This window comes from Bacillus sp. FSL W8-0770, from assembly GCF_038008705.1.
Lineage (GTDB): Bacteria > Bacillota > Bacilli > Bacillales > Bacillaceae_G > Bacillus_A > Bacillus_A cereus.
In genome coordinates this window covers 1,168,613-1,181,346 of record NZ_JBBOZR010000001.1, presented here as the reverse complement: position 1 = coordinate 1,181,346, position 12,734 = coordinate 1,168,613, and the positions used below count along the sequence as shown (strand labels likewise).

The window sequence follows — 12,734 nt, the reverse complement described above, 5'->3', positions numbered from 1 at the left end:
CCTTTATGATGGAGATAATATATCTTTGTAATGTTCTACAAACACTTTCCGGTACTTCTCATATGTATCCGCATCAAACTCATCCCCGTTGTAATGAATACACCATAAATTTGCTTGATTTGGGATACCAATTAAATAACCAGCCCTTTGAAACTCTAAAGACTGTGACACATCATAAAAGTGAAACCCTTGAAACAAATCTTCTCGCCACGGAATATCATACTGCGTTGCCATGAATAAACCATCAATTGCCTGAACTGACAAAAATGGTTGATTACCATAAAAAACCTGATCTAAATTTAATAATTGATAATTCCGTCTTCTATACTCAATCACTTTCCCTACTAAATTTTTCCCTTCCCACCATATCCCGTTATTCGGTAAAAACTGAGCCCCAGCGACTCCTATTAAACCAAGCTTTTCATTTTCTTTAAACAGAGATATAAGTGTAGAAAACATGTCTCGATTAATAAGATATGTATCTTGATGTATATACACTTTGTATTTCGCTGGATATGAAAGGGCTCGGTTGTAAGCACTTGCCATACTTTGTGCATCTCGTATCGGAAAAATTTGTACTGTGTAACCTGGGGGAACAAAAATGTTTCTTATTTGGCTCTCACATTGTTTGAAAAGCTCCTCATTATTTACACAAACAACGACTAATATTGTATGATCTTTCATTTTTGTCCCCCCTTTTATTCTTCCTTATTTACATCTGACATATAGTGTTCCACAAATATTTTCCGATACTTTTCATAGTTCGTCATATTCACATCAAAATGATAATGGATACACCAAGCATCGCGCTGTACAGGTACACCGACTGTATATCCTGCTTTTTTAAATTCAAATGATTGAGATACATCATAAAAATCAAATCCGTCAAATAAATCTTCTCGCCACGGAACATCATATTGTGTCGCCATTAATAAACCGTCAATACATTCTACAGGAATAAATGTTTTTGATTCATGATATGGTTGTTCTAAACTTGCCATATAAAACAAATCATTCATATAACCAATGACCTTTCCTACAATTCCACGCCCTTCGTTCCATACGCCAGTCGGAGGAACATATTGCGCTCCAACCATCCCAATCATCCCAAGGTGTTCATGTTCCTCAAATAATTGAAGTAATCCGTATAAAAAAGCCCTATTTATAATAAAAACATCTTGATGTAAATAAACTTTATACTTCGCTGGATGCGAAATGGCTTGATTGTATCCACTCGTCATACTTTTCGCATTTCGAATCGGCATAAATTGTACAATATACCCTGGCGGTACTAACAATTGCAATATATGACGCACGCAGTTTGCATACAATTTCCGATCATTTATACATGTAACAAATAATATTGTTTTGTCTGCAGCACTCATAATTGTGATTTTTCAGCTTCAATAATATACTGAAATACAACTGTCTCAGCCATGAAGCCACTTCCAAGACGATATTTTTTACAAATTCCATATAACTCCTCAATAAGCGGTTCATACATTTTATGATCAACATATACACGATCTACTTTACTAATAACATATCCTGCTTTTAAAAACATTCTTAGCATTTCATTAAATGTAAAGAAACGAATATGTGTTTTATCTAATAAACCATATTCTGTATACGTCCAGTTTCCAGCAAGTAAGGGAGCTAATACTGAAATATGAGCAACGTTTGGTATACTTGCTAAAATCACACCATTTTGCTTTATATATGGCTTTACTTTTTCTATTACAGCCCACGGATCAAATAAATGCTCTAATACATCCCCAAATATGACGCAATCAAATTGCCCCTCCTCATAAGGAAGATCTATTTTTTCTATATCCCCTAAAATAACATGATCTAGTCTTTCTTTCGCTTTTTCTGCCGCCTCTGGAAACGCCTCAATTCCTGATACACGTGTACCATTTTCTTTAATAGCCGCTCCCAATGCACCGCTCGAGCAACCAATATCAAGAACTTCTTTCCATTCCTTTTTTATATGCTTTAATAAATTCGGATTCGCTGCATTATAATAATGTTCGGATTTTTCTTCATATAAAGAACTTTTTTCGCGATTCATTTCACACACTCCTTATGCAAATTGAATTAGAAATATAAATCTCATATGAATTCTATAAAGTGCAGTTTTTGTTCCTCCCCATTGATTATTAGTCCGCAAATAGCAGTATAAAATTTTTTATCTATATTGGTTACGTTACTGATACTCTAATATATAACCAATCTATTAGAGTTAGAATAACGATAAATCATTTCTACAAAAAACGAAACCTATTACGCTTTATATGGTTTATCAAAAACTCCACGAAAATATTTACGGTTATATTCAATTGCAGCATTATTCGGAACATAAGAAGCTGCTAATTCATTGTAATAATATGCTTTATCCTGCTCTCCTAACCTGCTATAACAAATACACATTTGTAAATAGGGTAGCCATGTGTAGCTAGCTGGACTATGGAAAGGACTTTCCGTTGCCATTGGTACTTCCGTAGCAAGTTTAAACCAAAATATCGCTTCATTATATTTTTCTTGTTCCATATATATATATCCTATTCTTGTACAATTCTCTCCTCTAGGGACGTCATACCGAAACGACTTCACACAAGATTCGATTGCCTTCTCCCACATTCCGAGCTTTGCATAGCAATCTCCTAACTTACCACATGCATAAATTTTCTCTTCATACCATCCTTCGTCTTGATTAAGAAATGTTTCATATAGAAGAACTGCATCATCATATTTTTGGTTATCCGTAGATTCATTTGCGTAATAAAATAAATCTCTCGGACTTAATTCTTCACCTGCCGCTAAAGTATTTTGAAAAATTTTCAAATTACGATTTGTTACTTTTTTTTCTTTTTTATGTGTAATAGCAACATTACTACTAAAAACCTCACCAGAAATAGCTAAATACTCATGAACCTTTCCAAACCATTGAAATTGTTTTTCACGCTTTACAAGTCGATTTCTTTTTGTACAATATAAAGGTTTCCCGTTAGAATCCATTGCAAGGTGATAAGGCATCGAAACAGCATCAATTTTAGGATCTAATTCTCTTTTTAAAAGTTTCAATGCTTCTTGAGCATCTTCTAATAAGACGTCATCTGCATCTAGCCACAATATATACTCTTGCGTCGCTTTTGAAAAAGAAAAATTTCTTGCTGCTGCAAAATCATCAATCCACTGGAAATCATATATGTTAGAAGTGTATTTCTCTACGATTTCTTTCGTTCGATCGACGGAGCCTGTATCAACCACTATAATTTCATCCACAATTTTTTCAACTGTGTCTAAACAACGGGCTATTGTCTCCTCCTCATCTCGAACAATCATACATAAACTAATTGTAATTCCTTGCTTGTTCAACATAATCACCCTCTTCCAAATCAATCATATGTTATACATATACTAAACTTTCCATTTTTTTAAATTGTTCAAGTAGTTTAAGATTTCTTTTCAATAATTCAAATGTCCGTGTCATTTTCTTTCGGTTTTGCATCTACTATATAATGAACGCTTTATGGAGGTGAATTTATGTCAAATAATAATTATTCAAATGGATTAAATCCCGATGAATCTTTATCAGCTAGTGCATTTGACCCTAATCTTGTAGGACCTACATTACCACCGATACCACCGTTTACCCTTCCGACTGGGCCGACCGGGCCTACTGGACCGACCGGACCTACGGGGCCGACTGTACCTACGGGACCGACTGGGCCGACTGGGCCGACTGGGCCAACTGGACCTACGGGACCGACTGGTGACACTGGGACTACTGGACCTACGGGGCCTACTGGTGACACCGGGGCTACTGGACCTACGGGGCCTACTGGTGACACTGGGGCTACTGGACCTACGGGGCCTACTGGTGACACTGGGGCTACTGGACTTACGGGGCCTACTGGTGACACTGGGGCTACTGGACCAACTGGAGCTACTGGACCAACTGGGGCTACTGGACCTACGGGACCTACTGGACCATCAGGACTAGGACTTCCAGCAGGACTATATGCATTTAACTCCGCTGGGATTTCTTTGGATCTTGGACTTAATGCTCCAGTACCATTTAATACTGTTGGATCTCAGTTTGGTACAGCAATTTCTCAATTAGATGCTGATACTTTCGTAATTAGTGAAACTGGATTCTATAAAATTACTGTTATCGTATACACTGCAGCAGTAAGTCTATTAGGAGGTCTTACAATCCAAGTGAACGGAGTACCTGTACCAGGTACTGGAACGAGTTTAATTTCAGTTGGATCACCTATCGTTGTTCAAGCCATTACGCAAATTACGACAACTCCATCATTAGTTGAAGTAATTGTTACAGGACTTGGGTTATCATTAGCTCTTGGCACGAGTGCATCCATTATTATTGAAAAAATTGCTTAATTTTTTACTTAGCAGTAAAACTGATATCAGTTTTACTGCTTTTTCAATTTCAAATTCAATCATGAAACGTCCATTATGTACATAATCATATTGTTGTATGACATTTTGCAGGAGGCACAAATATGGAAAGTAAATCTGCTGTTCAGCTTTATCTCGAATTGCTAAAGAAGACCATTTTATTTGAAATATGGTTAGAATATGAGGCATACTTACCCGCATCTCTACATATTTCGAAAGAACTAGAATTCGAGCCAGTTACAGTCCCCCTCCCTTTATTCATTAAGCAATATGCTGAAAACCATAACTTAAAAATTGTAAAACCAAATGTTTCAAAAAGTGAACGCCATGATGGAATGGATTGGCCAAGAGCAGCACATAGCATGATCGGTCGAGAACGTATGAACCAATTACAAGAGGCAATGGAAACTGTTGTTCGTGAAAATATAGAGGGAGATTTTATTGAAACAGGTGTATGGCGCGGAGGATCGTGCATTTTTATGAATGGTTTTTTACAAGCAAACAACATTACGAATCGTAATGTGTGGGTCGCTGATTCATTTGAAGGTTTGCCAGCACCGAATCTAGAACAATATCCAAAAGATTACGGTGATTATTTGCACACATTCGATTACTTACGCGTCTCTTTAGAACAAGTACAAGAGAATTTCAAAAAATATGATTTACTAAATGATCAAGTGAAATTTTTAAAAGGCTGGTTTAAAGATACTTTACCAACAGCACCAATTGAAAAAATAGCAATTGCACGGCTTGATGGTGATATGTACGAATCCACAATGGATGGTCTCGTGAACTTATATGATAAAGTTTCTAAAGGTGGCTATATAATTATCGATGACTACGGGCTACCGCCATGCGCTGAGGCTGTGACAGACTTTAGAAACCAACGAAATTTAAAAGCCCCTATTACTAAAATTGATGTATTTGGCGTTTATTGGAGAAAAGAATAAAAAAGATTTAATCTATAGGAGATTTCATTTTCACTCATCCTTCTCTCACTTCTAATCCAATTAAGTATTCTTTTTCGGAATCTCCTTACATATAACAATTGTTTTCCTGTGTTCTCTCACTACAAATTAAAAATTTTATTAATAGATTTACTGCATCTTCTCATACAAGAAAGGGGTATACTCATGAGTGAACTTAACAAAGAAATGACTTTACTCCCCCCTCCTGAACTCGTCCAATATGTAGGTGGCGACTTCAAAAAAGTTGGAAAAGAGTTCCTAAAGCATTTTATTCAAATTGGCGCTTTAAAACCAAATGAAAAAGTATTAGATGTAGGCTGCGGCGTCGGCCGAATGGCTGTACCATTATTGAATTACTTACATGATGATGGAGCGTATTATGGATTTGATTTGTTTAAAGATGGAATTACTTGGTGTCAAAATAATATTTCAACTATGCGTAATAATTTTCACTTTGAACATGTTGACATATACAATCAATTCTATAATCCAGAAGGAAAAGAAGATGCCTCTCAATATCGTTTTCCCTATGAAGACGGGACATTCGATTTTATCTTTTTAACTTCTGTATTTACGCATCTTCTCCCAAAAGAATTAGAACATTACGTATCTGAAATTGTACGTGTATTAAAAAAAGACGGGAGATGTTTCATTACATTCTTTCTTATAAATCCTGAATCGGCCTATTATTTAAATGCAGGACAAAGTACATTAGGTTTTTATCATCGAATCGAAAATTGCTACGTTGTAAATAAAGATATTCCGAATTTCGCAGTTGCTTATCCTGAGACAGATATTTGCAATCTATTGAATAAGTACGGCCTAGAAATAATCAATAAGCCGCATTACGGTTTATGGTGCGGCAGACATGAATATACAAGTTACCAAGATATTGTTCTTACAAAAAAAAGCTTCTGAAAGGAAGTTATGTATGATGAATGAAAAAAATCCACCTCTCGTTTCCATCCTTATTCCCACTTATAATCGGCCTCATTATTTCAAAATTGCTCTAGAAAGTGCATTGGCACAAACTTATTCTAATATTGAAATCATCATCGGAGATGATAGTACAAATGATGAAACAGCAACTTTAATACGTGAACAATACTTACCAAATTATAAAAATATAACATACATTCGAAATATCCCTACTCTAGGACAATTTCACAATGACCTTATGCTCATAGAAAAATCAAATGGTGAGTATATAAATTTTTTAATGGACGATGACGTGTTTTATAAGCATAAAATACAAAAAATGATGGCCTATTTTGAGCAAGATCCCAATAAAAACCTTGCTCTTGTTACTTCTTATCGAGTACGTATTGATGATCATGGAAATCTAATAGGTGATTCCCATCCAACACAAAGGTTATATAGTGAAGATACCCCATTAAACGGGATATTTTTAGGTAATTGGATGTTAAAGGGCGGACACAACATTATCGGTGAGCCTACAACTACTTTGTTCCGAAAGGAATTGCTCACTGAACCTTTTGGCACCCTTAAAGAGCGACAATATTCTTGTAGTGTTGATATGGCCTCATGGATTTCTTTACTTTCTAAAGGAAATGCAATATACATTTCTGAGCCTTTAAGTCAATTTCGCTACCATGCTGGACAACAAATACACAATAAGCTCCTTCAAGGTTGTGAAGATTTCACACACCTTGTTATAACAGCAAAAGAATATGGCTTTTTACAAAATACTACGGACTATAGAGCAGCTCTACTTAGTGCTTACCAATGGTGTAAAAGTTCCTTAAAATACTATCTTCATCAACTAGATATTTTTCCTGACGCACATGTACGTCTTTCCCATTGTTTGGATATAATTATTAAAGAGTTAAACAATTAAACTACTCTGCAAAATCAAAAGTGTATGGACTATATGTGAATTATTTGTATAGTTCATACATTCTTTCTCATACTATAAAGTGAAACTTTAATCAGCTCTCACCAATCGGGCTTTTACGGGCAGTTGATCCCCCACCGAACTTCCTCGCTTTCGCTGAATTTTGAGGTGGGGGTCTTACTGCCCATTAATGCGGGATAAAATCCATTACTATAAAGAGCAGTAGAAAGGAATACCTACATTGAAAGATCCAAATTCTCAATATCAAATAGACTACGTATTACTATTTATTTTATTTGCCATTGGGATTGTTAGTTGTTGTGCTATTGCAAGTGCGCAAGCCTCTTTACCGCCATTTTTACAAAACGTCAATTTTGTACTAAAACAAATCCAATGGTATTTCATTGGATTTATAGCCATTGGTGTTATTATGATTATCGATTTCGACCGTTATCAAAAAATCGCTTGGTATTTGTACAGCTTTGCAATGGTACTACTTATTGGACTAGAACTTCAAGTACCAGGTGCCGTTACAATTAAAGGCGCTACAGCTTGGTACAGGCTCCCAGGCATCGGAAATTTTCAGCCTTCTGAAATTATGAAATTATTTTTAATTATCGTCATTGGACGAATTATAGCAAACCATAATGAGAAATATTTTCTCCAAACAATACATGACGATTTTTTACTACTTGGAAAAATATTTGCAACAAGTTTGCCACCACTACTACTGATCGCAAAGGAACCAGATTTAGGAAATACAATGGTCATTTCAGCGATGCTTGCAGCAATGATACTAGTTTCTGGCATACGATGGCGTTTTATTTTCGGATTAGTTTCAGCTACTTTCGTGGCTGGATCTACATTAATATATATTTTTTTTACTCACACAGATTTCTTTAAAGCACATATTTTAAAAGAATATCAATTAAATCGCTTCTACGGATGGTTAGCACCTTACAAATATGATGCACAAGGATATCAATTAAGACAAGCATTCTTAGCGACTGGATCCGGAGAAATGCAAGGAAAAGGGTGGGAAAATGGACAAGTATATTTTCCAGAACCACATACAGATTTTATTTTCACTAATGTCGCTGAACAATTTGGATTTCTAGGCGCAAGTGTCATTATTTCTCTTTTTTTCTTACTCATTTTTCGAATGATTCATATTGCTTTAGAAAGTAATGACCCTTTTGGTAGTTACATTTGCGCTGGTACAATCGGAATGTTTACTTTCCAAGTATTCCAAAATATCGGGATGACAATCGGATTACTTCCCATTACAGGGATAACATTACCTCTTATGAGCTACGGAGGAAGTTCACTGCTTACATACATGATTGCGATTGGGTTCATTTTAAATGTTCGCTCAAGAACGAAAATCTTTATGTTTAAATGAACAACACAAAAACGCTATATTTTTATCTCTATCCTTTTTTAGATATACTAATGAAAAATACGATGGAGGTTTAAATATGAAATATGACATTATAGGAGATATTCATGGATGTTTCCAAGAGTTTCAAAATTTAACAGAGAAGCTAGGATATAACTGGAGTAGCGGTCTACCGGTTCACCCTGACCAACGCAAACTTGCATTCGTTGGCGATATTACAGACCGTGGTCCTCATTCATTACGTATGATTGAAATTGTATGGGAACTTGTCATACATAAAAAAGAAGCTTATTACGCTCCTGGAAATCACTGTAATAAACTATATCGATTTTTCCTTGGGCGTAATGTAACAGTCGCTCACGGACTTGAAACAACTGTTGCTGAATATGAGGCACTTCCTTCTCATAAGCAAAACATTATAAAAGAAAAGTTTATCACTCTTTATGAACAATCACCACTCTACCACATACTAGACGAAAAAAGAGTAATCGTATGTCACGCTGGGATTCGGCAAGATTACATAGGAAGACGAGATAAAAAAGTACAAACCTTTGTATTATATGGCGATATTACAGGAGAAAAGCATGCCGATGGCTCACCGGTCCGTCGCGATTGGGCGCAAGAATACAAGGGACAAGCTTGGATTGTATATGGACATACACCAGTAAAAGAACCTCGATTCGTCAATCAGACAGTCAATATTGATACTGGTGCTGTATTTGGTGGCAAATTAACCGGATTACGTTATCCTGAAATGGAGACTATCTCTGTCCCTTCTTCTTTACCTTTTGTCGCTGAGAAATTCCGTCCAATTTCATAACTACCTTACTTAGCATTATTTAGGCAGATTTCATATGAAACTAGGTAAAGTAATTAAAAAAAGATGCAATAAAGTGCATCTTTTTTTAATTACACTACATATAATGTCGCAGGAGGTGACAGAATGAAGAAAAAATCTTCTAAACAAAAAAGAAAATTTCCCCCTTTATATCTGCCCATGTACGGAATTAACAACTGGTGTAGTATTCGGGCTGCAGCGATAGAAGAACTGGAAGAACAAGAGTCATCAAAAAAAAGCAAAGTAAAACCAACATATGTCTCTTTAGAAAATGCTGTGATGAGCCGCATAATCGATCGCAGAAAAATAAAGATGCAACAAAAAAATAAACAGCTTTCAAATCAAGATGAACAGATACTACATTCTAACCAAACAGAAGAAAAGACGGAAGAAAATATTTCTGTAGCAATGAATAAAAAAGTGGAACCAGAAATTCCAGCTGCTATTATAAACAAAGTAAAAAAAATAAAAGAAGCATTAGCTTCATCGAATGATATACAAATTGAAAAACCACTCATAATTGAGACACCTACACCTGAAAATACAAAAGTTAAAAGGGGCGGCCGATATGCATATGCAGAGGGGCTTCACTCTCATGCGGAGGGCATGGCAGCACATGCGGAAGGCTTATTAACACACGCAAAAGGTTCTTTCTCTCATGCAGAAGGATCAAACTCAAAAGCAACTGGACATAGTTCGCATAGTGAGGGAAGTGAAACGACAGCAGGCGGGGCTTATTCTCATGCGGAGGGTAAACAGACAATTGCTTTAGGCGAAGCAGCACACGCAGAAGGAAACGCAACTATTGCTAACGGATCCTCTTCTCATGCGGAAGGTCATCATACATCAACAGCTCATTTTGCAGGTAGCCATATTATGGGGCGCTTCGGCACTGCAGAAGAAGCTTATTCTTGGTTTATTGCAAATGGTGTAAGCGACACCGACCATAATATCGGGGCTAAATGGCTTGCTCATAATGGAGAAATGTACATTGAGGGCGCGTCTTACAATGCAAGCGGAACGGATTTTGCACAAATGTTTGAAACCGAAGGTTATAAACCTATTGATGTCGGTTATTTCGTTACATTTAGTAACGAAGAAAAAATTCGGATAGCTACTTCACGCGATTCGTTCATTTTAGGAATATCTAGTGCAACCCCTGCCCTTATAGGAAATAGCGGGGCTTTAAGTTGGCAAAAACGTTATAAAACAGATAACTTTGGAAAACGCCAATATGTATGGACGGAAGCCGAAGAAATACAACCTCTTTTAAATACAGAATGGGATCCAACTTGCAAATATGTAGCAAGAAAAGATCGCGCCGAGTGGCTTCCTGTCGGATTAATTGGACAAATGTTAGTACATGATGACGGCACTTGCGAAGCACATGGATATTGTCGTCCAAATGACAATGGCATTGCTACAAAAGCCGAAAGTGGATTTTTCGTTATAAAGCGTACGGGTGAAAACCAAATTTTAATATTATTCCGCTAAGAAAAAAGGGAACAAAATTCTTTATAATATAAGAATTTTGTTCCCTTTTTAAGTATGCCGCAACACTTCTTGCATATCGCTTGGAAGCTTTATAGTGAAAGACATCTCTTTCTCTAAAATAGGATGATAAAACGTCAAAGATTTACTATGAAGTGCTTGCCGTTTCATTTCATCCCTTCTCCCTCCATATAAGCTATCACCAAGTAACGGATGTCCTATATGAGCCATATGCACACGAATTTGATGCGTTCTTCCTGTCTCAAGCTCAAGCGCTACATGTGTCTTATGATATGTACTATCAATTACCTTAAAATGAGTAACTGCCCTTTGTCCATCCTCACAAACCGTTCGCTCAATAATGCTATCAGATTTTCGACCAATTGGTGCATCAATCATTCCTTCTCGTTCTACAATCCTTCCGTGAACAATTGCTTCATACGTTCGTTTCACAGCTTTTTGTTGATGCTGCTTCGATAAAAGATGATGCACGAAACGATTTTTTGCAATAAGCATAAGCCCCGAAGTATCACGATCTAAACGTGTTACGATGTGCACTGTACTTGCAAGGTGCTGCTTATCATAATGAGATAAAAGCGCATTTGCAACACTCCTTGTCGGATGTTCTCTAGACGGAATCGTTGACATGTTCGCCTCTTTATTAATGATAAGAACCGCGTCATCTTCATATACAATGCTTAAAGGGATATCTTCTGCCATCATCCCTTCACTTCTTTCCTCAACTGGAAAAAAGACACGTAATTCTTCACCAGCACGCAACTGATGACGAACACTCGCATGTTGACCATTTACTTCAATTGCCCCGCCGTGAAACTTTATATCCGTTAAAGCGGCTTTAGAAACGCCTTTCGTTTTCAAAAATTCCCTAACTAAAGTTCCCTCTTCAGCCGGCCCTATATCCCATTTCAATGTAAATCTGTTCAAATATATAACCCTTTCTATTTATCTGCAACAAACGAGTCACGAACTCGTTTCCAGAACGGGAATGGACGGAAACGAACAAATCGTACTTTCTCGTTTGCGACGCGATACTGGATTGATTTCACATCTTGATGAACCATCGTTAAATGATCCACTGTAATTTGTAAGTTCATTCCTGCAGCTGGCTTTAACACACATGTATGATGCTTCGGCAATACGAGCGGCGATCCTACAGTACGAAATACACGATTGTTAATGGACGCCATTTCTGCAATTTGTATCGCTTCAATAGATGGGTGAATAATCGCTCCGCCAAGCGCTTTATTATACGCGGTACTTCCTGAAGGAGTAGAGATACAAAGGCCGTCTCCGCGGAATGTTTCAAAATATTCTCCGCGTATTTCTACTTCTGTTACTAATGTACCTTCTGCACTTTTTACAGTCGCCTCATTCATCGCTAAATACTGTGACTCTTTACTTCCATTCACATAGCGAATAATAACTTCTAAAAGCGGATATTCCACCACTTGGAATGGTGTTTTTGCAATTGCAATTACTAATTTCTCTACTTCTGTCGGTAACCAATCTGCATAGAAACCTAGATGTCCTGTATGTACACCAACAAATGCCGTTTCAGCCAATCGATCATAATAACGATGAAATGCATATAAAAGCGTTCCATCTCCCCCAACAGAAATTACAATATCGGGTTCCTTTTCATCCATTATAAATCCGAAATCTAGCAAGTATTCTTTCATCGTGCTTGCCAGTGCATCTGATGATTGATCTCCCTTTGACATAATTGTAAATTTCATC

Annotated in this window: 13 protein-coding genes; 7 read left to right on the top strand and 6 right to left on the bottom strand. The window is 36.7% G+C overall.

Features of this window, described 5'->3' with window-relative positions; translation table 11 throughout:
* Positions 1–3: 3 nt before the first annotated feature.
* The 4 genes from NST27_RS06170 to NST27_RS06155 all read right to left on the bottom strand — a co-directional run bounded on the left by NST27_RS06170 (position 4) and on the right by NST27_RS06155 (position 3,381).
* Entirely contained in the window at positions 4–684 is a 681-nt protein-coding gene (locus NST27_RS06170) for a glycosyltransferase family protein (RefSeq protein WP_000651520.1), read from the bottom strand.
* Between the two features lie 14 nt (positions 685–698).
* Entirely contained in the window at positions 699–1,385 is a 687-nt protein-coding gene (locus NST27_RS06165; RefSeq protein WP_001271183.1) for a glycosyltransferase family protein, read from the bottom strand.
* Positions 1,382–2,071, bottom strand: coding sequence for a class I SAM-dependent methyltransferase (locus NST27_RS06160; protein ID WP_001078431.1), 690 nt, complete (start codon positions 2,069–2,071; stop codon positions 1,382–1,384). The genes NST27_RS06165 and NST27_RS06160 overlap by 4 nt, the downstream gene beginning before the upstream one ends.
* Before the next feature lie 212 nt (positions 2,072–2,283).
* A complete protein-coding gene (locus NST27_RS06155) occupies positions 2,284–3,381 on the bottom strand; it encodes a glycosyltransferase (protein WP_061661872.1) in 1,098 nt (365 codons plus the stop codon).
* A gap of 165 nt (positions 3,382–3,546) precedes the next feature.
* On the opposite strand from NST27_RS06155, the gene NST27_RS06150 reads away from it, so the two are divergent.
* From NST27_RS06150 to NST27_RS06120, 7 genes are all read left to right on the top strand, one after another.
* On the top strand, positions 3,547–4,407 hold the full coding sequence (locus NST27_RS06150) for a BclA C-terminal domain-containing protein (RefSeq protein ID WP_047385744.1): 861 nt from the start codon (positions 3,547–3,549) through the stop codon (positions 4,405–4,407).
* A gap of 122 nt (positions 4,408–4,529) precedes the next feature.
* Positions 4,530–5,375 (top strand): TylF/MycF family methyltransferase, encoded by an 846-nt coding sequence (locus NST27_RS06145; RefSeq protein ID WP_000444386.1) that lies wholly within the window; start codon positions 4,530–4,532, stop codon positions 5,373–5,375.
* A 183-nt stretch (positions 5,376–5,558) separates the two neighbouring features.
* The gene (locus NST27_RS06140) at positions 5,559–6,311 is read left to right on the top strand and encodes a class I SAM-dependent methyltransferase (RefSeq protein WP_001292835.1); all 753 of its coding nucleotides are present in this window, start codon (positions 5,559–5,561) and stop codon (positions 6,309–6,311) included.
* Between the two features lie 13 nt (positions 6,312–6,324).
* Entirely contained in the window at positions 6,325–7,251 is a 927-nt protein-coding gene (locus tag NST27_RS06135) for a glycosyltransferase family 2 protein (protein WP_009327247.1), read from the top strand.
* A gap of 238 nt (positions 7,252–7,489) precedes the next feature.
* Complete coding sequence (locus tag NST27_RS06130) at positions 7,490–8,650, top strand: FtsW/RodA/SpoVE family cell cycle protein (RefSeq protein WP_000654697.1); 1,161 nt, start codon at positions 7,490–7,492, stop codon at positions 8,648–8,650.
* 76 nt (positions 8,651–8,726) lie between these two features.
* Positions 8,727–9,467, top strand: a complete 741-nt coding sequence (gene prpE / locus NST27_RS06125) for a bis(5'-nucleosyl)-tetraphosphatase PrpE (RefSeq protein ID WP_000872699.1) — start codon at positions 8,727–8,729, stop codon at positions 9,465–9,467.
* A gap of 123 nt (positions 9,468–9,590) precedes the next feature.
* On the top strand, positions 9,591–10,979 hold the full coding sequence (locus NST27_RS06120; RefSeq protein ID WP_000730514.1) for a peptidase G2 autoproteolytic cleavage domain-containing protein: 1,389 nt from the start codon (positions 9,591–9,593) through the stop codon (positions 10,977–10,979).
* A gap of 48 nt (positions 10,980–11,027) precedes the next feature.
* On the opposite strand, the gene NST27_RS06115 is transcribed toward NST27_RS06120, so the two are convergent.
* Together NST27_RS06115 and NST27_RS06110 are read right to left on the bottom strand one after the other, a co-directional pair.
* Positions 11,028–11,921, bottom strand: a complete 894-nt coding sequence (locus NST27_RS06115) for an RluA family pseudouridine synthase (RefSeq protein WP_001079141.1) — start codon at positions 11,919–11,921, stop codon at positions 11,028–11,030.
* Positions 11,922–11,935: 14 nt separating this feature from the next.
* Positions 11,936–12,733, bottom strand: coding sequence for an NAD kinase (locus NST27_RS06110; protein ID WP_000673182.1), 798 nt, complete (start codon positions 12,731–12,733; stop codon positions 11,936–11,938).
* Position 12,734 lies beyond the last annotated feature (1 nt).